The 23,679-nt window shown below is 73.8% G+C and carries 18 protein-coding genes; 8 read left to right on the top strand and 10 right to left on the bottom strand.

Features of this window, described 5'->3' with window-relative positions; translation table 11 throughout:
- Positions 1 to 467 precede the first annotated feature (467 nt).
- Positions 468 to 1,145 (bottom strand): chaplin, encoded by a 678-nt coding sequence (locus D9753_RS32925; protein WP_205614321.1) that lies wholly within the window; start codon positions 1,143 to 1,145, stop codon positions 468 to 470.
- Between the two features lie 278 nt (positions 1,146 to 1,423).
- Here D9753_RS32925 and D9753_RS32920 point away from each other — a divergent pair, with 278 nt between their 5' ends.
- Positions 1,424 to 3,025 (top strand): alpha/beta hydrolase, encoded by a 1,602-nt coding sequence (locus D9753_RS32920; RefSeq protein WP_121790314.1) that lies wholly within the window; start codon positions 1,424 to 1,426, stop codon positions 3,023 to 3,025.
- A 147-nt stretch (positions 3,026 to 3,172) separates the two neighbouring features.
- The gene (locus tag D9753_RS32915) at positions 3,173 to 3,739 is read left to right on the top strand and encodes a DUF4232 domain-containing protein (RefSeq protein ID WP_121790313.1); all 567 of its coding nucleotides are present in this window, start codon (positions 3,173 to 3,175) and stop codon (positions 3,737 to 3,739) included.
- Here the strand turns inward: D9753_RS32915 and asnB are convergent.
- Positions 3,732 to 5,573, bottom strand: coding sequence for an asparagine synthase (glutamine-hydrolyzing) (gene asnB / locus D9753_RS32910; RefSeq protein WP_121790312.1), 1,842 nt, complete (start codon positions 5,571 to 5,573; stop codon positions 3,732 to 3,734). The two genes, D9753_RS32915 and asnB, sit on opposite strands and share 8 nt — an antisense overlap.
- A gap of 468 nt (positions 5,574 to 6,041) precedes the next feature.
- Here asnB and D9753_RS32905 point away from each other — a divergent pair, with 468 nt between their 5' ends.
- On the top strand, positions 6,042 to 7,136 hold the full coding sequence (locus tag D9753_RS32905; RefSeq protein ID WP_121790311.1) for a baeRF3 domain-containing protein: 1,095 nt from the start codon (positions 6,042 to 6,044) through the stop codon (positions 7,134 to 7,136).
- A 154-nt stretch (positions 7,137 to 7,290) separates the two neighbouring features.
- Positions 7,291 to 8,316 carry a Gfo/Idh/MocA family protein gene (locus D9753_RS32900; protein ID WP_121790310.1) on the top strand — a complete coding sequence of 342 codons (1,026 nt, stop codon included), beginning with the start codon at positions 7,291 to 7,293 and terminating at the stop codon, positions 8,314 to 8,316.
- A gap of 160 nt (positions 8,317 to 8,476) precedes the next feature.
- On the opposite strand, the gene D9753_RS32895 is transcribed toward D9753_RS32900, so the two are convergent.
- On the bottom strand, positions 8,477 to 8,890 hold the full coding sequence (locus D9753_RS32895) for an SsgA family sporulation/cell division regulator (RefSeq protein WP_121790309.1): 414 nt from the start codon (positions 8,888 to 8,890) through the stop codon (positions 8,477 to 8,479).
- Positions 8,891 to 9,238: 348 nt separating this feature from the next.
- Between D9753_RS32895 and D9753_RS32890 the strand changes: the two genes are divergently transcribed.
- On the top strand, positions 9,239 to 10,669 hold the full coding sequence (locus D9753_RS32890) for a PP2C family protein-serine/threonine phosphatase (RefSeq protein WP_121790308.1): 1,431 nt from the start codon (positions 9,239 to 9,241) through the stop codon (positions 10,667 to 10,669).
- A 30-nt stretch (positions 10,670 to 10,699) separates the two neighbouring features.
- On the opposite strand, the gene D9753_RS32885 is transcribed toward D9753_RS32890, so the two are convergent.
- Positions 10,700 to 12,196: a DNA-binding protein NsdB gene (locus D9753_RS32885; RefSeq protein WP_121790307.1), complete on the bottom strand. Its 1,497-nt coding sequence runs from the start codon at positions 12,194 to 12,196 to the stop codon at positions 10,700 to 10,702.
- A gap of 314 nt (positions 12,197 to 12,510) precedes the next feature.
- Between D9753_RS32885 and D9753_RS32880 the strand changes: the two genes are divergently transcribed.
- Positions 12,511 to 13,644 carry an aminoglycoside phosphotransferase family protein gene (locus D9753_RS32880; protein ID WP_121790306.1) on the top strand — a complete coding sequence of 378 codons (1,134 nt, stop codon included), beginning with the start codon at positions 12,511 to 12,513 and terminating at the stop codon, positions 13,642 to 13,644.
- A 262-nt stretch (positions 13,645 to 13,906) separates the two neighbouring features.
- Entirely contained in the window at positions 13,907 to 15,880 is a 1,974-nt protein-coding gene (locus D9753_RS32875) for an N-acetylmuramoyl-L-alanine amidase (protein ID WP_163010855.1), read from the top strand.
- A 12-nt stretch (positions 15,881 to 15,892) separates the two neighbouring features.
- Here D9753_RS32875 and D9753_RS32870 read toward each other — a convergent pair whose 3' ends face one another.
- The 6 genes from D9753_RS32870 to D9753_RS32845 form a co-directional block, all read right to left on the bottom strand.
- Positions 15,893 to 16,390: a hypothetical protein gene (locus D9753_RS32870; RefSeq protein ID WP_121790304.1), complete on the bottom strand. Its 498-nt coding sequence runs from the start codon at positions 16,388 to 16,390 to the stop codon at positions 15,893 to 15,895.
- A gap of 74 nt (positions 16,391 to 16,464) precedes the next feature.
- Entirely contained in the window at positions 16,465 to 17,940 is a 1,476-nt protein-coding gene (locus tag D9753_RS32865; RefSeq protein ID WP_121790303.1) for a 3-hydroxybutyrate oligomer hydrolase family protein, read from the bottom strand.
- Between the two features lie 153 nt (positions 17,941 to 18,093).
- Positions 18,094 to 19,374, bottom strand: a complete 1,281-nt coding sequence (locus D9753_RS32860; RefSeq protein ID WP_121790302.1) for an extracellular catalytic domain type 1 short-chain-length polyhydroxyalkanoate depolymerase — start codon at positions 19,372 to 19,374, stop codon at positions 18,094 to 18,096.
- Between the two features lie 287 nt (positions 19,375 to 19,661).
- A complete protein-coding gene (locus D9753_RS32855; RefSeq protein WP_121790301.1) occupies positions 19,662 to 20,603 on the bottom strand; it encodes a universal stress protein in 942 nt (313 codons plus the stop codon).
- Between the two features lie 106 nt (positions 20,604 to 20,709).
- Complete coding sequence (locus D9753_RS32850) at positions 20,710 to 20,952, bottom strand: DUF397 domain-containing protein (protein WP_121790300.1); 243 nt, start codon at positions 20,950 to 20,952, stop codon at positions 20,710 to 20,712.
- Between the two features lie 238 nt (positions 20,953 to 21,190).
- Positions 21,191 to 22,057, bottom strand: coding sequence for an alpha/beta fold hydrolase (locus tag D9753_RS32845; RefSeq protein WP_121790299.1), 867 nt, complete (start codon positions 22,055 to 22,057; stop codon positions 21,191 to 21,193).
- Positions 22,058 to 22,313: 256 nt separating this feature from the next.
- Between D9753_RS32845 and paaK the strand changes: the two genes are divergently transcribed.
- Positions 22,314 to 23,630 (top strand): phenylacetate--CoA ligase PaaK, encoded by a 1,317-nt coding sequence (gene paaK / locus D9753_RS32840; protein ID WP_121790298.1) that lies wholly within the window; start codon positions 22,314 to 22,316, stop codon positions 23,628 to 23,630.
- Positions 23,631 to 23,679: the final 49 nt, after the last annotated feature.

Raw genomic sequence — 23,679 nt, 5'->3', positions numbered from 1 at the left:
GGAAGATCAGCCGACGCACGCCAGAGCTGACGCCGACGCCGCTGTGCGAGCGGGGAGTCGGGCCGGGCTGCCGGAATCAGCGCCCTGCGGGTTCGGAGAACGTGGCGTCCCCGCGCGGGGGTCGAGGCATGCCCACGGGGCTGCCCCAGCGGGCCGGCACCCGCCCCGGCGCGCCCGAGTCGCAAGCGCCCGCTCCCCGGCCCCCGCCCCGGCGGGGCCGAGTCACGGACTCCTGGTCGCCGGCCGGTAGCGCGGACGGCACGACCCCGCCGGGCCGGGGCCGGCGGGGCCGTGGGCGCGGTGCGGCCTTAGGCACGCTGGCCCGTAGCGCGCTGCTGACGCAAGCACGGTGCTGACGCAGGCGCGCTGGCCCGTAGCGCGCTGCTGACGCAAGCGCGGCGGGCCGTAGCGCGGTGGGCCATAGCGCGCTGCGTGCCGTAAGCGTGGTCAGGCCCGGGTGCCGTGGGTCAGCCGGTGCCGCCCGGTCGGAAGCGGCGGTACAGGATCACGCCGGTGAGGACGAGCGCGGCGCTGCCGGCCACGGCCGGGGCCGTCATGTCCGCTCCCGTGTGCGCCAGGCTGGACGCCACCGGACGCGGGGTGTTCGGGGCGGGGTGGTGGGCCCGGGGCGCGGCCGGGGGCTTCGGGGTGCGGTGTTCCGGGGCCGGGGTGTGCGGGGGGCGCCGAACCCGGTCGCCGGGACCGTTGACCGACCGGTTGCCCGTCGCCGGATTGCCCACGCCGACCACGTCGACACTGTTGCCGCTGATGTTGACCGGCACGTGGACGGGGAGCTGGAGGCCGTTGCCGGAGATCACGCCGGGCGAGTCGGTGGCGGCGCCCTGCGCGGACGCGCCGCCGGCCGCGGCCGTCTCCTTCCGCGTCCCGGTTCGCTCGTTCGCGCAGGTGTTGCCCGCGGCCGGGTTGAGCAGTCCCACCACGTTCACGGTGTTGCCGCACACGTTCACCGGCACGTGTACGGGGAGCTGGACGGTGTTGCCGGAGATCAGCCCGGGCGAACCGGCCGCGGTGCCCTGGGCGCCGGCCCCGTCGGCCGCGAAGGCGGCGGACACCGGCAGCGCCACGGCCATCGCACCGGACGCGGCGGCGACGGCGAACACACCGTTTCGGGTAGCCCGTCTCATAGTTCCCTGCCTTCCAGACGTGGTCGCGGGCACTCACCCGCACCTCAGGAGAACGCGGACGAACCACCGGAGTTATGGCTCATCGGCCTTTCACCCCATCGAGTGGCACCGATATCGAACCGCGGGCAAAGCCGCTCGGTGACCATCCGGGAGCGCTGGGCGCGCAGGATACGGCGGCGGTCGCCGCCCCGCTCGTCCGGAGGCGAGTGCTCCGGGGCGCGCCTATGGTGATCCGAGGGCGCCGACCCGGTCCGCGGCAGGCGCCCCGGGAGGCGACGATGCTGGCCAAGCTGTCCACGCTCGCCGTGCGGCGCTGCGCGGGTGCCTCGGCCCTCGCCCTGGCACTGCTCGGGGCCGGGCTGCCCGCGGCTGCCGCCGACGGGCCGCAGCCCGACCTGTCCCGGTTCTACCGGCAGAGGGTGACGTGGCAGGCCTGCGACGCGCCGGACATGCCGGACGACCTGCAGTGCGCCAAGGTCACCGTCCCCCTCGACTACGCGCGGCCACGCGCCGGCACCCTGGACGTCGCGCTGGCCCGCTACCGCGCCACCGGGCAGTCCCGGGGCTCGGTGCTGCTCAACTTCGGTGGTCCCGGGGGTGCCGGCATCCCGGAACTGGCCGCGGACGGCCGGCGGTTCATGGACCTGACCAACGGCTACGACGTGGTCACCTTCGATCCGCGCGGCGTCGGCCGCTCCTCCCCCGTAAGCTGCGGCGAGGGCGGTGAGGGAGCCTTCTCCGTGACCGGGGAGGACGCCGGCCTCGGCCGGCCCGCGGAGCTGCTCCGGCAGTTGCGCGAGGCCGCCGACCAGTGCGCCCGGCACTCCGGTCCGGTCCTGCCCCACATAGGCACCGTGAACGCCTCACGCGACCTGGACGTCATCCGCCAGGCGCTCGGTGACAAGAAGCTCGACTACCTCGGTTTCTCCTACGGCACCCGGCTCGGCTCGGTGTACGCGGCGCAGTTCCCGGGCAAGGTCGGCCGGATCGTGCTCGACGGCGTGGACACGCTGACCGAGCCGCTGTCCGAGCAGGGCCTGGCGGGCGCCGAGGGCCAGCAGACCGCGCTGGACGACTTCCTGGACTGGTGTACGGCGGATCTCTCCTGCCCGTTCGGGCAGGACCGGCGGGCGGCCGGGGACGAGGTGGTCCGGCTGGTGCGCTCGCTCGACCGGAACCCGGTGCCCACGGACTTCGGCGGCTCGTTCACCGGCCAGGACCTGGTCGGCGCCATCGGGCAGGCCCTCTACGGCAAGGAGCTGTGGCCCTCGCTGGAGCGCGCGCTGGCCTCGCTGATCGAGGACGGCGACACCCGGCGCGTCCTGGCCTTCTCGTCGGGCGGCATCGACGGGCCCCGCGGCCGGCTCCGCACGGACGGCGGGCTGACCGACGTCCAGGATGTCCCGATGGACAACCTGCCGGCCGCCCTGATGGCGATCAACTGCGCGGACGACCCCGACCGGCCCACCGCGGCGCGCATCACCCGGGACCTTGCGGCTCTGCGGGCCGCGTACGACCGGGCCTCGCCGGTCTTCGGCCGCTACCGGCTCACCCAGCTCCTGCTGTGCTACGGCCGGCCCAGGGGGACCGACTTCATCCGGAACCGGGTCCGGGACGTGCACTCGGCGAAGATGCTGCTGGTGGGCACGCGCGGCGACCCGGCGACGCCGTACCAGTGGACCGTGGAGACGGCCCGGCGGCTCGGCCCGTCGGCCGTGGTCCTCGACAGCAAGGGTGAGGGCCACACCGGCTACGCCTCCTCCGCGTGTGTGCACCGGAAGATCAACGACTTCCTGCTCTACGGCTCGCTGCCCGCGAGCGGCAGTTCCTGTCCGGCGGACGGGGCCGGGGAGACCGGCACCGGGGGCACCGCCGGCTGACCGGTCCGCGCCGTCGGCGGGTGCGGGGTCGGCGCGAACGGGTGACAGGGGCGCTCCTGGGCAACCCCGGGGCCGTCCCGGCCGTCACACTGGGCGGGCGCGCTTCGGCCGCCGTATCCGGAACACGACCGCACAGGGGGCACCGTCATGCAGATCCGCGCCGCCGTCACCGTACCCGCCGCCTCGGTCGCCCTGGCGGCCGTGCTGCTGACCGCACCGCACAGCCAGGCCGCCGCGGGCCACGACCGGCCCACCGCGCCGCACGGCAAGGCCGCCGCAGGGCACGCGGGGCCCGACCGCTGCGCCCGGCAGACGCTGACGGTGCGGGCGAAGGCCGTGGCCGGCGATCCGGCCGTACTGCGGGTCGACGTCACCAACCGCGGCGCCCGCGCCTGCGTCGTCGACCGCGTGCCCACGGTGACCTTCGGGGATCTGGACGGGGCCGCCCTGCCGGTGCCCGAGGGCGGCACCGGCACCTACCGGCTCGCGGCGGGCGGCACGGCCTACGCCGACGTGCGGACCATCGCGGACCCGGCGGACCCCGAGGCCCGCCGGGTGGACACGGTCACCGTGGCCGCGTCGGCCGCGCACGAGGGCCGCTCCTTCAGCGCCGCCCGGCTGGGCACCGGGGCGCGGGTCCTCGTGTGGGAGCCGGTGACGACCTGGTGGCAGCGGTCGGCGGCGGCGGCCGACCGTGCCATCGGGCTCAGCTGAGCACCAGCTCGGGCGTGTACAGGTCCAGCCACTGCGCCAGGTCCAGGGTGCGTTCCAGACCGCGCCGGGCCGCCTGGGTGCTGACCGGTGCGTCGCGGTCGGCTGCCGTGCGGACCCGGTCCCGGTCGACCAGGTCGAAGACCGGGTGCGAGGGCCGGGTGAGCAGGTCCTTGGCCTGTTCCTGGAGGGCGCGGGCGTACTGCGGGTCCTGGGTGGACGGGTACGGGCTCTTCACGCGCTCGTACACCGAGCGCGGCAGGACGTCCGCCGTCGCCTCCCGCAGCAGGCTCTTCTCCCTGCCGTCGAAGGACTTCAGCGCCCACGGGGCGTTGTACACGTACTCGACCAGCCGGTGGTCGCAGAACGGCACCCGGACCTCCAGGCCGACGGCCATGCTCATCCGGTCCTTGCGGTCGAGCAGCATGCGCACGAAGCGGGTGAGGTGGAGGTGGCTGATCTGCCGCATGCGGTACTCGAAGTCACTCTCGCCCTCCAGCCGGTCGATACCGGCGACGGCGGTGCGGTAGCCGTCGCCGACATAGCCCGCCAGGTCCATGGACCTGATGAGGTCGGCGCGCAGCACGTCGGCGTCCTCGCCGAAGTGGCGGCCCATGGTCGCCAGCCAGGGGAAGGTGTCGGCGCGGCGCGCCTCCTCGTCGAAGAACTGGAGGTAACCGCCGAAGACCTCGTCGGCGGACTCGCCGGACAGGGCCACCGTGGACTTCTCCCGGACGGCGCGGAAGAGCAGCAGCAGCGAGGCGTCCATGTCGCCGAGGCCGGCCGGCAGGTCGCGGGCCCGGATGACCTGCTCGCGCACGGCCGGGTCGGCGAGGGACTGGGCGTCCAGGACGATGTCCTGGTGGTCGGTGCCGGCGAGGCGGGCCACGTCGTGCACGAAGGGCGTGTCGGGGGTGCCGCGCAGTTCGTCGGCGACGAAGTGGTCGGCCTGGCCGACGAAGTCGACGGCGAAGCTGCGCACCTTCTCGCCCTGCTCGCCGAGCTGGCGGGCGGCGATCGCGGTCATGGCGGAGGAGTCCAGACCGCCGGAGAGCAGGGTGCAGCGCGGCACGTCGGCGACCAACTGCCGGCGCACGATGTCGTCGAGGAGTGAGCGCACACCGGCGACGGTGGTGTCGCGGTCGTCGGTGTGCGGGCGGGTCTCCAGGCGCCAGTACACGCGGGTGGACAGTCCGGAGCGGTCGACGGTGACGACGGTGCCGGGCTCCACCTCGCGCATGCCGTCCCAGATGGCGTGTCCCGGCGTCTTCACCATGACGAACAGTTCGCGCAGGCCGTCCAGGGTGACGCGGCGCCGGGCCAGCGGGTTGGCGAGGACGGCCTTGGGTTCGGAGCCGAACAGGACGCCGTCGGCGGTGGGGTGGTAGTAGAACGGCTTGATGCCCATACGGTCGCGGATCATGACGAGTTTGTCGTGCCGGCCGTCCCAGACGGCGAACGCGTACATGCCGTTGAGCCGTTCGGCGACCGCGTCGCCCCACTCCAGGTAGCCGTGCAGGACGACCTCGGTGTCGGAGTCGGTGGTGAACCGGTGGCCGCGGTCCCGGAGTTCGCGGCGCAGTTCGGTGAAGTTGTACGCCTCTCCGGAGTAGACCAGGGCGATCGTTCCCCCGGGAGTCGGCAGGGTCATCGGCTGACGGCCGCCGGGGAGGTCGATGATGGCGAGGCGGCGGTGGCCCAGGGCGGCGGGGCCCTCGGTCCAGGTGCCGCGGTCGTCCGGGCCCCGGCAGGCCATCGTCTCGGTCATCGCATGCAATGTGGTGGCCTCGGCGGTCAGGTCGCGGTCGAAGGAGACCCATCCGGTGATGCCGCACATGCGCTACCTCCTGCCTCAGGCTGCCGGTCATCTCCGCGCCGACCTGGTTCTCCTTGGTCGGGGAGGGCGGACCGGCGAACCAGTTGTATCGAGCATCTATATGACGAGCCTCCGTCCTACCCAGGGGGCCGGTCAACGTGGCCGTAACACGGCGCCCCCGCGCGCCCCCACGGTTTCGGCCGCGTTTTGCCTCCGCGAAACCGCGGACGGACGGCCCGCCGGGCCATGACCGTCAGGAACCGGCCACAGGCAAAAACTTCCCCAACCACCGGCACGTCACGGCGTCGCCTCCGCCGACGGCCGTACGACGGGCGCGGTACGGCGGGTACACCGGAGGCCCTCATCAGGCCATGGAGCCTTGGCGCGAGCCCGCGCGCGGACTGTTCGCCCGCGGTGGCGCGGACCGCGATCGTCATGACCCGGATTACCCCGAATGCCGTAAAGGCGAAACCGCCCTATCGTGCTGTCATGGAGCACGCACTGAGTCCCGCGACCCTGACCGAACTGCGGCGCCCGCGGCCCTATCCGGCGGTTTCCGTGCTGACCCCGACGCACCGCCGGGAACGCGGGAGCGGCCAGGACCCGGTCCGGCTGCGCAACATGGTGACCGAGGCGCGCAGACGTCTGGAGTGCGATCCCGGCGTCACCCGGGAGCGGCGCGCCGACGTCGTGGCACAGCTCGACCGCGCGCTGGCCGAGGTGGACCTGACGCACGCCGAGGACGGCCTGGTGATCTTCGCCGCGCCGGGCGAGCACCAGGTCTGGTCGCTGGCCCGGTCCGTCCCCGAGCGGGTGGTGCTCTCGGACACCTTCCTCACCCGCAACCTGGTCGCCGCGCACACGGCCGAGCGGCCCTTCTGGGTGCTGTCCGTCTCCGCGGACCGCGCCACCCTGTGGAGCGGCGGCGCGGACCGGGTCGTCGAGGACCGGTCCGGCGGCTTCCCGCTGACCCGCGACCGGGACAATTTCGACGCCGAACGCCAGCAACGTGTCGGCGATCTGCCGAGCACCTTCCGCGACGAGGACACGCGCCACTTCCTGCGGACGGCCGACACCGCGCTGGGCGCGGTGCTGCGCGGCCGGCCCCGCCCGCTGTACGTCACCGGCGAGCAGGCGGCGCTCGCCCTGCTGGACGAGGCGGGCAGCGTCGCCAGGACGGGTGTGCACGTGCCGCACGGGGGGCTCGCGAACGCCGGCCCCGACGCCGTGTGGCAGGCGGTCCGCCCGATGCTGGAGGCGCGGACGGCCGAGGACGCCGGCTCGGTGGTCCGGGACCTCACCTCGGCGCGCGGCCACCGGACCTTCGCGGCCGGCCTGGACGAGCTGTGGCAGAGCGCCCGGGAGGGCCGGGTCCGGCTGCTGGCCGTGGAGGAGAACTACCGCGCGGCCGTCCGCGATCTGGGCGGCCATCTGGTGCCGGCCGACGCCGCGGATCTCGAGGCCCGCGAGGACATCGTGGACGAGATCGTCGAGCGCTGCCTGGAGACCGGCGCCGACGTCCGCTTCGTCCCCGACGGCGCCCTGGGCGACGCGGACGGCATCGCGGGCGTACTGCGCTACTGACGCCCAGGAGACGCCCAGAACTCCGGCCGCCGCCCAAGGATCAGCCACCGTCAGAGCCCCTGCACGTCGGCGTACGCTACGGCGTGGCCTCGATGAGCACCGTCGAGCACCGACGAGCACCGACAGGCACCGACCGTCGGGAGGGAGCGCGCACATGGGTGACCTGCTGGGGGTGGCGGTACTGGGTGCCGGGCACATGGGGGCCGACCACATACGGCGTCTCGACCGAGTGGTCAGCGGAGCCAGGGTGGCCGCCGTGGCCGATCCCGACCTCATCCGGGCCCGGGAGGCGGCGGCCGGCCTCACCGGCGTCACCGTGCACCCGGACCCGATCGCCGCGCTCGACGCGCCGGGCGTACAGGCGGTCCTCATCGCCTCTCCCGGTCCGGCGCACGAAGAGGCGTTGCTCGGCGCCTTCACCCGCGGGCTGCCGGTGCTGTGCGAGAAACCCATGGTGCCGGACTCCACCGGCGCGCTGCGGGTCATGGAGGCCGAGGCGCGCCTCGGCCGCCGGCTGGCGCAGATCGGCTTCATGCGCCGCTACGACACCGAGTACCGGCGACTGAAGGCACTGCTGGACGGGGGTGGCCTGGGCCGGCCCCTGATGCTGCACTGCACCCACCGCAATGTCTCCTCCCCCGCCGGCTTCACCAGCGCGATGCTGATCAACAGCTCCGTCTCGCACGAGATCGACGCGGCCCGCTGGCTGCTCGGGCAGGAGCTGACGGCGGTCACCGTGCTGCGGCCCACGCCGTCCGCGGGCGCGCCCGGGGACCTGCTCGACCCGCAGTTCGTGCTCTTCGAGACCGAGCGGGGCGCCCTGGTGGACGTCGAGGTCTTCGTGAACTGCGGCTTCGGCTACCAGGTGCGCTGCGAGGCCGTGTGCGAGGCGGGCAGCGCGCGGATCGGTGACGAGCACACCATGGTGGTCACCGCAGGGGGGTGCGCCCGCCAGGAGGTGGCACCGGACTACCTGGTCCGCTTCGCCGACGCCTACGACCGCGAGGTGCAGGCCTGGGTGGACGCGACCCGGCGCGGGGAGGTCACCGGGCCGGGCGCCTGGGACGGCTACGCGGCCTCCGTCGTCGCCGAGGCGGGCGTCCGGGCGCTGGAGACCGGCGCCAGGGTGGCCGTCGATCTCGCCCCGCGCCCCGCCCTGTACGCCGGAGGCGGCCACTGAACCCGGCCTTGTCGCCGCCGTTCGGAGGGATGCCGATCCCAGGAGTTCCCGCACCGGGATGCGAACGGTGGTCGTCGAGGTCCCGGCCCGTGGGGTGAGGCAGGGACGCGGTGAGGTCACAGCCGGGCCGGGGCCGCCCCCGCAGCGCTCCGCCACCGGCTCACACCCCGCCGAACAGCGCGCTCAGGTCCCGTTCCACCACACCGGCCATGTCCTCCCGCCCGCCGGCGACCACCGCGTAGGTGTGCAGCAGGAAGCGGCGCAGCGCCGAGGCCTGGAACTGGAGCAGGGCCATGCCGTGCGGCGAGTGGAACTCCAGGACGGTGCGGCTACGGCCGTACGGCCAGATCTGTACATCGCCGTGGCCGGCCGGGGCGCGCAGCCCCTGGTCGAGCAGGGAGCGGGCGAAGGTCCAGGTGACCTCCTCGCCGTTCAGTGCCGCCTCGGCCGGGAAGTCCACGAAGACGGCGAGGGGATCGTCCGCGGAGTAGCGCAGCGTGGCCGACACCGGCACCTCCCGGTCCTCGGCGGTGATGAGCCGGGCGTGGGCGAGCTGTTCGACGATGATGTCCATGCCATTAAGGAGTCGGCGGAGCGCTGTCGCATGACACCAAATCCGGTCAGAGTTCGGCAGGTACAGGCCCCTGCGTGACAGAAGGGAACAGAGGAGCGTCGAACACACGGCACGGAACGGGGCCGAGCGGGCCGCCTGACTCGATCCGCGTACTCCGCCTACGACTTGGCCGGTGCGGCGCGTACGCTGTTCGTCCGCGCGGACCGGCCGGGGAAGACTCTGACATATGCCGGAAGCACCACCGTATCGTGTGTTGCCGAATCCCTTACAGGGCGTCGCGGGCTGTGTCACAGTCGTAACGGTCCCCCGCCGTCCCCGCCGTACCGTCCCCCCTCATCGGAGTGCGTCATGCCGTCCCCAGTCTCCGCGGACCGCCCAGCCACCCAGCCACCCGGACCCGGCTCGGTCGAGGCACTGATCCGGCAGGCGCGACGGCTCAAGGGCGACGTGGACGCCGTACGGCGGGACACCCGGAGCGACGGAACGGACCCCGAGGAACGCTGGCAGCGCGCCCTGTACGACCTCGCCCTGCACCAGCTCGACGACCTGGACACCCACCTGGCCCAGCTACGGGACGGCCCGGCCCCCGCTCCGGCCGGGCCCGCCGAGGCGCCGCTCCTCCGGCCCGCACCGGTCACCGCCTCGCGCGGCTCGCTGCTCAGCCGGGTCGGCAGCGCCGAGTGGAACCTGCTGACGGACGAGGCGACCTGGTCCGGGGAGCTGTACCAGATCCTCGGCCTCGACCCGGCCCGTCCCGCCCCCACCCTGGACGAACTGCCCGCCCTGGTGCTGGAGGAGGACCGGCCGAAACTCACCGCGATGGTCACGGACTGCCTGATCGACGCCAGGCCGATCGACGGCGAGTTCCGCATCGTACGCCCCGACACCTCCGTACGGACCGTGCACATGATGGGCGAACCCGTACTGGGCCCCGACGGTGGCACCACCTCCATGTGGGCCGTGCTGCGCGACGTCAGCGAACTGCGCCGCGAGCAGCGGACGGTGCGTGAGACCCGTGACTCGCTGCACCGCCACCGCCGGCAGAAGCAGACCGAGCACCGGATCGCGGCCGCATTACAGGAAGCCGTGCTGCCGCCCTGGCGCGGTTCGCTGCGGCTCCCGCGTCAGGGACCGCAGACCCTCGACCTGGCCGCCCACCGGCTGCCGGCCGCGGCCGGCACACCGATCGGCGCGGACTGGTACGACGCGCTGGAACTGTCCGACGGCCGGACGCTGCTCGGCGTCGGCGGCGTGGCCGGACACGGAGTGGCCGTCACCTCGGGCCTGGCGATGCTGCTCGGCGCCGTCCGCGGGATGGCCATGGCCGGCACCGAGCCCGGTGAACTGCTCACCCTGCTCAACCAGTTGATCGACGCGACGGTGCAACCCGCCCTCGGCAGCGCCGTCTGCTGCCGCTACCAGCCCGAGACCCGCACCCTGACCTGGGCCCAGGCGGGACACCCCGCCCCGCTGCTGTACCGCGACGGGACGGGGGGTGCGCTGGACGCACCGGACGGCACCCTCCTCGGCACCTCGGCAGGTGCCGTGTACGGGCAGTCCGCCGTCACCCTGCGGCCGGGCGACCTGCTCCTGCTGCACACCGACGCGCTGCTGCCGGGCCACAGCAGGACGGCGGCCGTGGAACGGCTCCTCGCCCTCGCCCCACGCTTCCGGGCGGCGCGCACCGCGCGGGACTGTGTGCGGACGGTCGTCGAGGAGTTCGGCGGAGCCGGGCGCGAGGACGACGCCTGCGTCCTCGTGGCCAAGGTCGTCGGCTGACCGGTCCGTCCCCCGGACGGCGCCGACTCCCTAAGCGGGGGCGGTGTTGCCGTCCGCCTTGGCCCTCGGCCTGGGCAGGACCAGCCTGATCTCCTCCCGCAGTTCCTGGATCCTCGGGTACTCGGCGTACTGCGCGGTCAGCCGGTACATCTGCCGCAGCCGGTCCCAGGTGCGACGGGAGGAGTTCGAGCCCATCGACATCAGGGCCAGCCGGGCGTACCGGTCGGCCTGTTCGGGGTCGTCGCCGATGAAACAGGCCGAGGCCATGGACAGATGGTCGAAGATCTTCGACCGTTCACGTCCGTCGACGCGCAGGGCGAGAGCCTTCTCGGCGTAGTACCGGGCGTGTGTGGCGGCGCCCGGGTCGAACTCCGCCAGGGAGCGGTAGGCGAGTGCCTGCATGCCGTACAGATCCTCGTCCTTGAAGGTCTGCATCCACTCCGGCTGCTCCACGTCCTGCCCCTCGGAGACGAAGAGGTCCTCCGCCTGTCCGAGTGTCCGGCGCATCGCCTGACCCTTGCCCATCGACGCCTGCGCCCAGGCCTCGATGGTGTGGAACATCGCCTTCGTCCGCGGCTGGAGACGGTCCCCGGCGCCGGACTGGGCGAGCTTCATCAGGTCCAGGGCGTCGTCCGGCCGGCCCAGGTGCACCATCTGCCGGGCCGCCCGCGACAGCGCCTCACCGGCGCGCGGCCGGTCCCCGCCCTCCCTCGCGGCATGGGCGGCGATGACGAAGTACTTCTGCGCCGTGGGCTCCAGGCCGACGTCGTGCGACATCCAGCCCGCGAGCACGGCGAGGTTGGCGGCGACGCCCCACAGGCGCCGCTGGAGGTGCGGCGGATGGCGGTAGGCGAGCATGCCGCCCACCTCGTTGAGCTGGCCCACCACCGCCTTGCGCTGGAGCCCGCCGCCACGGGCCGCGTCCCAGGCGCGGAACACCTCGACCGAGCGCTCCAGCGCCTCGATCTCCTGCCACCCGATGGGGGCGGCCTCGTAGCGGTCGAACCCGGCGGGGTCGGCGTGCAGGGGGTCGTCGAGAACAGGGGCGTCGGCCTTCAGGGCCGGGTCGGTGTGCAGCCACTCGTACATGGCGCTGCTGAGTGTGGATCCCGCGGCGAGCACGGCACCCGCGCCCACCAAGCCGCGTCGGTTGAGCATGAGGTCCATTCCCGTGAATTCGGTGAGGACCGCGGCGGTCCGCTCGGGCGGCCACGGCACACCGTCGGGATGGTCCTTCTTCCCGTCGCCCTGCCGTTTCCCCGCACGCCCGTGCCGTACCAGACCGAGGTCCTCCATGGTCACGACACGGCCGAGACGCTCGGTGAACAGTGCCGCCAGCACCCGCGGCACCGGATCGCGGGGGATCTCCCCCACGTCGATCCACCGCCGCACCCGGGAGGTGTCGGTCGCCAACTGGGGGTGGCCCATGGCCGCCGCCTGCCGGTTGACCAGCCTCGCGAGTTCGCCCTTCGACCAGCCGGCCAGGCCGAACAGGTCCGCAAGGCGGGTGTTGGGTTGTCCGCTCACGTCAAGCCCCCAGGTTCTCGGCTGAGTTGACAGTAGCCCCGTGGAGGTTGCCGGGCGACTATTCGCCAGGGTTCGCCAGGGTCCGCCAGATGGTGTGCCAGTGGGCGTCGGGTGTCAGGTAGGAAAGCGCCACCCCGACCGGTCGCCACCCTCATATGGCGGCCCCATCGCGACATATGACGGGCCCACTCCCCAGGGTGTGTCCGGACGGCCGGGCGGGTGGGCGCACGCTCTCGGGCAGGGCTCGGAGCATGGGTCCGAAGCACGGACCCACAGGCAGGCACCGCAGGCACACGAAGGGATCTGTATCTCCCATGTACGCAGCGTCGTCCTCCGTGTCCGCCCCGCCCCGGCCGCTGCGCTCCCGCCCGGCGGGCGGCGGACCGTACCTCGACCCGGCGGCACGCCCGGGCGTGCCCGTGCTGGGAGCGGGCCGGCCGCGGCGGATCCCGGGCCAGCCCGGGGCGCAACCGCTCAGCGGGAGGCTCGACCTGTCCGGCCCCCAGGGCACGCAGCTACGCGCCGCGATCGCCGCGGTGCACCGGATCTGTCCGGAGTTCGCCCCGGTGCAGGTCCTGCGGCGCAGCGGACGGTCCGTCCTCCTCGTCGGGACGACGGGGCGCAGCACGGCCGTCGCCAAGTGCCTGCTGGACCACTCGCCCGTGTGGGCGGAGCGGAGCCGTCAGGAAATAGCCGCTTACCGCTCGTTCGTCCGGCACCGGCCGCCGGTCCGGGTGCCGAGGCTGATCGCGGCGGACCCGGACAACTGCACCCTGGTGATCGAGCGCATGCCGGGCCGGACGGCGGCGTTCCAGCGGCATCCCGTGGAGGCTCCGCCCCGCGCGGACATCCGGGCCGCGCTCGGCGCGATCTGCCGGGTCAACGGTTGGCGGCCCCCGGCGGGCACCTTCGACATGCCGCTGGACTACGCGGCCCGGATCTCCCGCTATCACGAGCTGGGCCTGCTCACCGACCGCGATCTGGGCGACCTCCAGAAGCTGCTGCACGGCATCGCGCACGAGGTGGGCCGGCACGGGATGCTCCAGTTCTGCCACGGCGACGCCCTGCTGTCGAACGTGCTGCTCTCCCCGGCCGGTCCCGTGCTGGTGGACTGGGAGCACGCGGGCTGGTATCTGCCGGGGTACGACCTCGCGACACTGTGGCTCGTCCTCGGGGACGCGCCGGTGGCCCGGCGGCAGATCGCCCAGATCGCCCAGTCGGCGGGCCCGGCGTCCCGGGACGCCTTCCTGGTGAACCTGATGCTCCTGCTGACCCGGGAGATCCGGACGTACGAGACGGCCGTGCAGCGTTCGATGCACGACCCGGCGCCGGCGGCCCAGGCGGGTGCCCTGACGTCCGGTGAGGAGCAGCGGCTGCTGCTCAGGCGGCTGCACGACGACTGCCAGATGGCCCGCAAGGCCGTCCGGGCGGCGGTCGGCACCCGCTGACCCGGGTGAAGGTCCGCGGTGCGTCCCTCAGCGGCGGCGCGCCGCGGACCTTCGCGCATGTCCGGGCGCGGCGGCCACTGGTCTACGCCAGTGATGCCCCGCAGGCCCGGGCACCATCGCCGCGAAACTCGCCGTAAACCCTTCGTGACGTGGGAAATCACCTTCTGACAGGCATTATTGACGGATCGTCGGCAAGCCGGTACCACTGACCCAGCTCGGCGCCGCACGCCCCGCCACGCTCCGCCCGTCACAGGAGGCCGCATTGCGAGGATCCGCCACCGACCCCACGTCCATGCCCGGTCGCAGACCTCTGCGGCGGACCGCCGTCCCGCTCGCCTCCGCGGCCCTGCTGCTGCCCCTGCTGGGCATGGCCCCCGCCCACCGTGTCACCGACCCCTCGCCGGACCGGCTCCAGCACGCGTTCGCCACCGCGGCGGCCGACTACCACGTGCCGCAGAGCGTCCTGCTGGCCGTCTCCTACCTCCAGTCCCGCTGGGACGGGCACGGGGGCGCGCCCAGCGTCACCGGCGGCTACGGCCCGATGCACCTCACTGACGCCCGGGCCGCGATCGCCGCCTCGGAACACTTCGCCGGGGCGACCGAGGACCCCCGGGGCGACGCCGCACGTACCGCGCTGTTCCCGGCCGCCGGGAAGCCGGCCGCCTCCGCGCTCCCGGCCCGGCTGCGAACCCTGCCGAAGGCGGCGGAGCTGACCGGCATCCCGGCGGGAGAACTGCGCGCCGACGCGGCGGCGAACGTGGCCGGCGGCGCCGCCCTGCTGGCCGCCGCACAGAAGGAGCTGGGCGAGCCGCCGAGCGCCGACCCGGCCGACTGGTACGGCGCGGTGGCCCGGTTCTCCGGCGCCGACGACCAGGCCACCGCGGCGGCGTACGCCGACGACGTGTACGACGTACTGCGGACGGGCGAGGAGCGCACCACCGACGACGGCCAGCGCGTGGTCCTGGCCGCGCAGCCGCGGCTGGCCCCGGACACCGCCCCGCTGCGGCGGGCCGGCCTGCGCACGCTGCCCACGGACGACACCGAGTGCCCGAGGTCGGTTTCCTGCGAATCGGTCCCGGCACCGTACGCGGAGTTCGGGGACAACGACTACGGCAACCACGACCTGGGCGACCGTCCGGCCTCACAGAGCATCAAGTACATCGTCATCCATGACACGGAGGGGGCTTGGGACGGGGTCATGAACCTGATCCAGGACCCGACCTATGTGTCCTGGAACTACACGATCCGCTCCACCGACGGTCTGATCGCCCAGCACGTCAAGGCGAAGGATGTCGCCTGGCACGCGGGCAACTGGTACGTCAACGCGAAGTCGATCGGTATCGAGCACGAGGGCTTCCTCGCCAGCCCGGACGCCTGGTACACGGAGGCGATGTACCGTGCCTCGGCCCGGCTGGTCAGGTACCTGTCCAGGACGTACGACTTCCCGCTGGACCGGCAGCACATCCTGGGCCACGACAACGTGCCGGGACCGACCGCCTCCACCGTCCCGGGCATGCACACGGACCCCGGCCCGTACTGGGACTGGCGGCACTACTTCCAACTGCTGGGCCACCCGTTCCGGCCCACGGCACGCCGGCACTCCCCCGTGGTGACGATCCTGCCGGACTACGACTCCAACCGGCCCACGTACACCGGCTGCACCACCAAGGGCGAGCCCTGCACGGCGCACGGCTCCAGCGAGGTGCGGCTCTACACGGACCACGACACGACCGCCCCGCTGGTCAGGGACATCGGCCTGAGGACGGACCCGACCAACGGGGTGAACGACCTGTCCTCGCGGGTCTCCACCGGCCAGCAGTACGCGGTGGCCGATCGCTGGGGCGACTGGACGGCCATCTGGTACCTGGGGCAGAAGGCCTGGTTCCGGAACCCGCGCGAGGAACCCGCGGCGGTGCCTGCGCGGGGCCTGGTGGTGACCCCGCGGGAGGGCCTGACGAGCGTTCCGGTGTCCGGGCGCGCATACCCGGAGAAGGAGGCCTATCCGGCGGACGTCCCGGCCCAGTCGGTGGTGCCGCTGCCGTACACGATCCCGGCCGGACAGGCGTACGTGGCCGGTGACGAGGTGCCGGGCGAGTACTACTACGCGGTCACCTTCACCACCGGCTCACACCGGGTCGTGGTGGGCGAGGACCTGTACTACGAGATCCAGTACGGCCACCGGGTCGCGTTCGTCCGCGCCGCGGACGTGACGCTCGGGGGCTCGGTCCGCCATTAGCGGCCCACGGTCTCAGCCCTGCTGGAAAAGCTCCGCCGGGAGCGGCTTCAGCAGGGCGTACAGGTCGTCGGTGATGGGACGGTCCCAGGCGGCGATGGTGACGAGGACGCCGTCGCTGCGGTCGAACTGGACGCAGGACACGCGGCTCTCGGACAGCTTCAGGCGCCGCACGATGAGGAGGTTGTCGCCTTGGAGGACCGGCGTGTCCTCGGTCTCGACGACGGTGACCTCCTCGTCGTTCTCCAGCGCCAGCAGTAGCTGGCCCACCTCGAAGGGGATCTCGTCCTCGGCCACGTCGCGGGCCGGGGAGCCCTCCGGCAGATTGCCGATGATCATCGCGGGGCCGCGGCCGCCGAACAGGTCGTAGCGCAGGAACACGCCCTGGCAGGTGCCGTCGGGGGCGGGCAGCAGACCCGCGCCGAGGTTGCCCGGCCAGTCGCCCGGGTCCATGGCCAGCACGTCGAAGTCGGGTCCGGCAGGGGTGGCGCTGCGGCGGCGGAGGAACGACATGCGGCCATGGTACGTGCCCGTGCTGCACCGGGTGACCCGCGGGCGCCGGGCGGCGCACCGGCGGGCGGGGCGCGTCAGCCGAGCGGGCAGCCGGTGAGCAGGGCCTCCGGGTCCGCGCCGGCCGGGCGTGCGACCGTGTGGTCCGCGGGCGGTCGGGCGGCTCCGGCGAGCCAGCGTTCCAGGGCGGTGAACGCGGAGCGGTGGCAGGGGACCATCGGGCGGAGCCTGCCGGGGAAGGCGTCGGCCAGGGAGTCGGTGTGGGTACCGTCCTCGATGCGGTAGTAGCGCAGCAGGGAGCCGCGGCCGGCCCGGTGGACCATGCGCGCGTAGACGTCGGAGTCCTCGTTGATCGGCAGCAGCACGTCGAGGGTGCCCTGGAGGGTGATCAGCGGCTTGCCGATGCGGCCGGTGAGCGCGATGCGGCCGACCGCCCGGTGGACGGCGGCGGGGCGGTCCCGATAGGCGTAGTCGGCGTCGCAGGCGGGGGTGCCGGAGGAGCAGAACGGGGTGCCGGCCTCGGTGGCGCCGTCGTAGCCGGGGTCGGCCTCCTCGCGGTAGATGCGCTGCGTGAGGTCCCAGTAGACCTGGTGGTGGCACGGCCACAGGAACTCGGAGCCGGGCGGGAAGCCCGCCCGGTGCAGCGCCCTCGCGGCCTCGGCTGCTCCGGGGCCGCCGGCGGCGTAGACGGGGTACCGGCGCAGCGCGGTGGGCAGTGAGGTGAGCGGGTTGGGGCCGTCGGCGCTCCAGAGGGTGCCTTCCCAGTCGACTCCCCCGTCGTACAGCTCGGGGTGGTTCTCAAGCTGCCAGCGCACCAGGTAGCCGCCGTTGGACAGGCCGGTGGCGAGGGTGCGGGCCGGGGGCCGGTGGTAGCGCCGGATGACGACGGCGCGGGCGGCGCGGGTGAGCTGGGTGAGGCGGGTGTTCCATTCGGCGATGGCGTCGCCGGGCCGGCGGCCGTCGCGGAAGAAGGCGGTGCCGGTGTTGCCCTTGTCGGTGGCGGCGTAGGCGTAGCCGCGGGCCAGGACCCAGTCGGCGATCGCCCGGTCGTTGGCGTACTGCTCGCGGTTGCCCGGGGTGCCGGTGACCACCAGGCCGCCGTTCCAGTGGTCGGGCAGCCGGATGACGAACTGGGAGTCGTGGTGCCAGCCGTGGTCGGTGTTGGTGGTGGAGGTGTCCGGGAAGTAGCCGTCGATCTGGATGCCGGGGACGCCCGTGGGGGTGGGCAGACCGGCGGGGGTGAGGCCCGCGTAGTCGGCCGGGTCGGTGTGGCCGGAGGAGACGGTACCGGCGGTGGTCAGTTCGTCCAGGCAGTCGGCCTGCTGGCGGGCGGCGCCGGGGACGTGCAGCCGGGTGAGGCCGGCGCAGGGGCCGTCCGGTGTTCCCGGTCCGGTGGGCGCGGCCGTGGCGGGGGTGACCAGCAGTGAGCAGACGGCGGCGAGCGACAGTGCGCCCAGCGCGATGCGCCGGGCCGGGCGGTCTGGCCGGACGGGCCGGGCGGGCGAGGCGGGCGAGGCGGGCGAGGCGGGTGGTGATGTGTGACGGTGAGGCATACGGTTCCTCCGGCGCCTTGGGGAAGCGGGTTGGGGACGCGCTGGAGGCTAGGGGTGGTGTGGTGGCTCCGGACATGTGTGGGGCCGCCATGATGACGGCCCGTAGGGGGTCGTCGGCCACCATGGCGGCCCGTCGCGCCGCCTGACCACGGGTCAGGGACAGGCGGTGTCGGCGAGGGTGAAGTAGCCCGTGGGCGACTCCTTCAGGGTGTGGGTGACGAACGTGTTGTACAGGCCCATGTTCTGGTGTGAGCCGTTGGCGTAGGTGATGCCGCCGCTGGTGGTGGCCCGTCCGGCCTGTACGTGGGCGTAGTTGCTCGCCGTCCAGCAGGCGGTCGTGTCACCGCCGCCGGGGTCCTCGCCGCCCGGGTCGGGCTGCCCCGGGTCGGAGGTGTCCAGGCCGAAGAACCGGGCGATCCAGCGGCTGGAGCAGATCGAGTCGAGGAAGTACGGCGCGCCGGTGCTGCCGCACTGCTCACCGCCCGTGCCCGGGTCGACCGGGGTGCCGTGACCGATGCCCGGGACGCGGTCGACCTCGACGGCGACCGTGCCGTCGGCGGCGAGGTACTGGTCCTGCCGGGTGGCGTCCGGTCCGATCGTCGCCGTACGCGTGGGCGTCTGGGACAGCCCGTGCAGGGCCGTCCACTGGTCGCGCAGCCCGGTGGCGTTGCGCGGTACGACGGTGGTGTCCTGGTCGCCGTACCAGATGGCGGTGCGCGGCCACGGCCCGGTGTACGACGGGTAGGCGTCACGCACCCGCTGGGCCCAGTCGGCCGGGCCGAGGTCGACGCCGGGGTTCATGCAGGTGTAGGGGCTGTTGTCCCGGGTGCAGTCGTAGGGGAGGCCCGCGACGACCGCGCCGGCGGAGAACACGTCGGGGTAGGCGGCGAGCATGACCGCGGTCATGGCGCCGCCCGCGGACAGGCCGGTGACGTAGACCCGCCCGGGGTCGGCGCCGTAGGCGGTGACGGCCTGGCCCACCATCTGCCGGACCGAGGAGGCCTCACCCTGGCCGCGCCGGTTGTCGGTGGACTGGAACCAGTTGAAGCACCGGTTCGGGTTGTTGGCGGTGCCGGTCTCCGCGAGCACCAGCAGGAAGCCGTCGCGGTCGGCGAGCCGGGGCAGCCCGGAGTTGTCGGCGTACGTCTGGGCGTTCTGCGTGCAGCCGTGCAGCGCCACGACGACCGGCGGGTGAGCGGGGAGGGAAGCGGGCCGGTAGACGTACATGGTGAGGGCGCCCGGGTTGGCGCCGAAGTCGCTCACCCTGGTGAGCGTGACGGCGGCGCGGGCCTCGGGCGCGGGGCCGGCGAGTGCGGTGCCGACGACGACGGCGAGGACGGCGAGCAGCCGGGGCAGCAGACGGGACAGTGGGCGGGGCAGCGGCCGGGCACGCGGTGGGGCTCCGGGTGCCTTGCTGAACGGGGGCAGGGGCATGGCGGCTCCTTCGGTGGACACACGTGTCCCGGCCGCTCCCGCACGGGGACGGCGCCTGGAGCGGCGGGTGTTGCGGAACCTTAGGTTCGGGTGTGTCCGGGCACCATGGCGCCACGCACCACAGCCGCCGGGGCGTCAGTCGGCACCGGGCGGATTGCGGGGCGTCGCGCGGTCTGCTAACCGGGGCGGCTGGGGCCGCACTGCTCGATCGAGCGGGGCGGGCGGCCCGCACCACGACCGCGGGGGCCCACTGCCCCGGCGGGGCCGGCGGCACCACCGTGAGCCCACTACTCCGGCGGAGCCGGTGGCACCACCGCGACGGGGCTTGCCGCGTGCAGCAGTACGGCCTGGGTGACCGAGCCCATCATGCGGGCCGGGGCGAGCAACCGCCGCCGGTGCCGGCCGACGACGACCAGGTCGGCGTCCCGGGACGCGGCGACCACATGGCCGGCCGCGTCGCCGGGCAGCACCTCGGCGTCGGCGCGGATCCCTGGGTGCCGCTCGCGGTGCGGGGCCAGGAAGCCTTCGGCGATAGCGCGGATCTCCTGTTCCACGGCCCCCTGGTCGACCGCGGGCGGCACGGGCTGACCGGGCGCGGACCAGGTGTAGGTGGGCCACGGGTAGGCGGCGATCGCGTGCACCCGTGCTCCGCGCCGGGCGGCCTCGGCGAAGGCGAAGGCGAGCACGGCCGTGTCGGGGCTGTCGGCGTGCAGCCCGACGACCACCCGGGGGCCGGGCTCGGCGGACCGGTCGCCGTGCTCCCCTTCCGTACGGACGGCGTGGGCGGCACCCCGGTCGCGGTCCGGCGGCGGCACGACGACCACGGGGCATGTGGCGTCCCTCGCGGTGGCCAGGCCGTTGGAGCCGAGCAGCAGGCCGGCGAAGCCGCCGCGGCCCCGGGAGCCGAGCACGAGCAACTGGGCGTCGGCACCGAGTTCGGGCAGGACGGCGCCCGGGACGCCTTCCAGGGCGACGTACTCCACGGCCGGGCCGCCGGTGCGCTCGGCGAGACGGGTGCGCACGTCGTCGATGACCGGGTCGCCCTCCGCCTCGGGCGGGCCGGCGACCAGTACGTCGGCCTGGCCCCAGGCGGCGTACTGCCGTACGTGCACCACCCGCAGCGGTGCCGCGCGGCGGCGGGCGGCGTCCCAGGCCCAGTCCAGGGCGCGCAGGCCGCCCCCGGAACCGTCGACCGCGGCGATGACCGGCGCAGTACTCGTCTTCCTCACCTCCGCGACACGACCTTCCCCTTGCGGGGGACAGCCTCGCTCAGGTGGGGGCCATGCCGGGCGCTGTCGGTCGCGTGTCCCGGAATCCGCCGGCGACACCCCCGGTTCAGGTGAGGTCGAACTCCCCTTCCCGCGCGCCGGAGACGAAGGCTCCCCATTCCGCCGGGGTGAAGATCAGGGAGGGGCTGTCCGGCCGGCCGCTGTTGCGCATCGCGATGAAGCCCTCGACGAAGGCGATCTGGACATCGCCCCTGCCCTGGCTGCTGGACTGCCACTCGGCCCTGCTGAGGTCCAGCTCGGGCTTGTCCCAGCCCGTGAGCGGCTGCTGCTGGGTGATGGTCTCGGCCACGTACCTGCTCCTCCCGGTTCGTCGTCCGCGGTCAGCCTAGCGACCGGCCGCTATGGCGGACAGGGCACACGGGAGGGACTTCGGGAGTACGGCCGCAGTCCCCCGGCCGGCCAGCCGGCCGGGGCACGGACCCCACGCAGCCACGCAGCCACGCAGCCACGCGGAGGAGAACCGCGAGCCGCCGCCGTGCGCATGGCCGCTTCCTGCGGCACGGTGGCGGCCGACGGATGCGGGCCGTTCAGCGGGCCGGGGTCCGCGGGGTGTCCGCGGGGGTGCCGAGGAAGGCGGCGACCCGACCGCGGAACCACCGCGGGTCGTCCAGCCAGGGGTAGTGTCCGGCGCCGGGCTGGACGGCGACCTCGGCGTCGGGGAGGGCCCGGGCGGTGCGGTGGGCGAGGTCGGGGCACGGTCCGCCGTCGGCTCCGCCCGCGTACACGAGGACCGGCGCGGTCAGGGCGGCGAGGGCGGTCCGGGTGGCATCCGGGTCGAACGCGCCCTCGGCGAAGTAGCGGTCGCCCGCCTCGTCGTTGGTCTGTCCCGGTTCGGCGTCCGCGTGAGCCCGGGCGGTGTCGTTCCAGCGGCCGTAGAAGAACGGCAGGAACGTGTCGTCGAAGTCAGCGCCGTCCGCGAGCCAGGCCCGGAAGGCGGGGTACGCCCGCGCGAACCACGGTTCGTCCGCGCGCAGCCGGGCCGCGGCGAGCCGGTCCTCGGGCGTGGCGCGCATTCCGAGCGGGGACGGGTTGGGGGTGACCAGCACCAGCCGCCGTATCCGGTGCGGGTGGCGGGCGGCGTAGAGCAGCGCCAGGGCGGCTCCGGCCGAGTGCGCGAGCAGATCCATGTGCTCCAGCCCCATGTGGGCCCGCCACGCCTCCACGTCCTCGACCATCCGGTCACAGCGGTACGTCGCCGGGTCGGCCGGCGTCGCCGAGTTCCCGGTGCCCCGCAGGTCCAGCAGGGCCAGCCGGCGGACCGCGGCCAGTCCGCCGAGGTCCCCGAGGTAGGCGGAGGCCCGCATCGGGCCGCCGGGCAGGACGGCGAGGGGCTCGCCGGTTCCGCGCAGGTGGTAGGCGAGCCGGGTGCCGTCGGCTGTACTGAAGGCGGGCATGCGGCGATCATCCCGGCGCCCCGCGCCCGGCCGCAACGCCTTTCCCCGCGGGCCGGTGCGGCCGGTGCCCCGCGCCCACCGTCGACCGGCCCCGGCGCCGGCCCGGCCCGCCACCCGGGCCGGGCCGGGCCGGCGCGGCCGGGAAAAATTCCACCGCCCTCTTGCCTGGAATCCGGACGCCTGAATTACTGATCCCGAAGAGGGCGACCGAATGATCGGTCGTCCGGAATATGAGTCTGGCGAGGGAGGCGTCCCGATGGCGGATGCGAGGGACCTGCTCGACGCGGGCGAACGGCTCGGGCCGGAGGAGCTGCGGGCGTTGCAGCTAGAGCGGCTGCGGGCGTCGCTGCGGCACGCCTACGAGCACGTCCCGTTCTACCGGGAGTCGTTCGACAAGGCCGGTGTCCGCCCGGAGGACTGCCGCTCGCTCGCCGACCTGGCCCAATTCCCCTTGACGACCAAATCCGACCTGCGGGAGAACTACCCGTACGGCATGTTCGCGGTACCGCGCGAGCGGATCCGCCGGCTGCACGCCTCCAGCGGCACCACGGGCCGGCCCACCGTGGTCGGCTACACGGACAACGACCTCTCCATGTGGGCCGACATGGTGGCACGGTCCATCCGCGCGGCCGGCGGGCGACCCGGCGACATCGTGCATGTGGCATACGGCTATGGGTTGTTCACCGGTGGTCTGGGCGCTCACTATGGTGCCGAGCGCCTGGGCTGTACGGTCGTCCCCGCGTCCGGCGGCATGACGGCCCGGCAGGTGCGGCTGATCCGGGACCTGGAACCGTCGGTCGTCATGGTGACCCCGTCCTACATGCTCACGCTGCTGGACGAGTTCGAACGCCAGGGCGTGGACCCGCGCGGCACCTCCCTGCGGGCGGGTGTCTTCGGGGGCGAGCCGTGGACCGAGCAGATGCGGCGGGAGATCGAGGAGCGGTTCGCGATCGACGCGGTCGACATCTACGGGCTGTCCGAGGTGATCGGGCCCGGCGTGGCCCAGGAGTGCGCGGAGACCAAGGACGGCCTCCATGTGTGGGAGGACCACTTCTATCCGGAGGTCGTCGATCCGATCACGGGCGAGGTGCTGCCGGAGGGTGAGCGGGGCGAGCTGGTGTTCACGTCGCTCACCAAGGAGGCCATGCCGATCGTGCGGTACCGGACGCGGGACCTGACGCGGCTGCTGCCCGGGACGGCCCGGGTGTTCCGGCGGATGGAGAAGGTCACCGGGCGCAGCGACGACATGGTGATCCTGCGTGGGGTCAACCTGTTCCCGACCCAGATCGAGGAGATCGTGCTGCGCACGCCCGGCGTGGCGCCGCACTTCCAGCTACGCCTCACCCGGAAGGGCCGGCTGGACGCGCTGACCGTCCGGGCCGAGGCCCGGCCGGGGGCGACGCCGGAGGCACGGGACGCGGCGGCCCGGTCGATCGTCGCGGCGGTCAGGGACGGCGTCGGTGTGTCGGTCGGCGTGGAGATCGTGGAGCCTGAGTCACTGGAGCGGTCGGTGGGGAAGATCCGCCGGATCGTCGACCTGCGGCCACGGGACGCCGGACACGTGTCGACGTGACCCGAACGCCGGCGCCGGCCCGAACCGCGGAGTCCTGACGGGATCTGGT

The organism is Streptomyces dangxiongensis (assembly GCF_003675325.1).
Taxonomy (GTDB): Bacteria; Actinomycetota; Actinomycetes; order Streptomycetales; family Streptomycetaceae; genus Streptomyces; species Streptomyces dangxiongensis.
The sequence above is the reverse complement of the archived record's forward strand: the minus strand, read 5'-3'. Positions and strand labels throughout refer to the sequence as shown.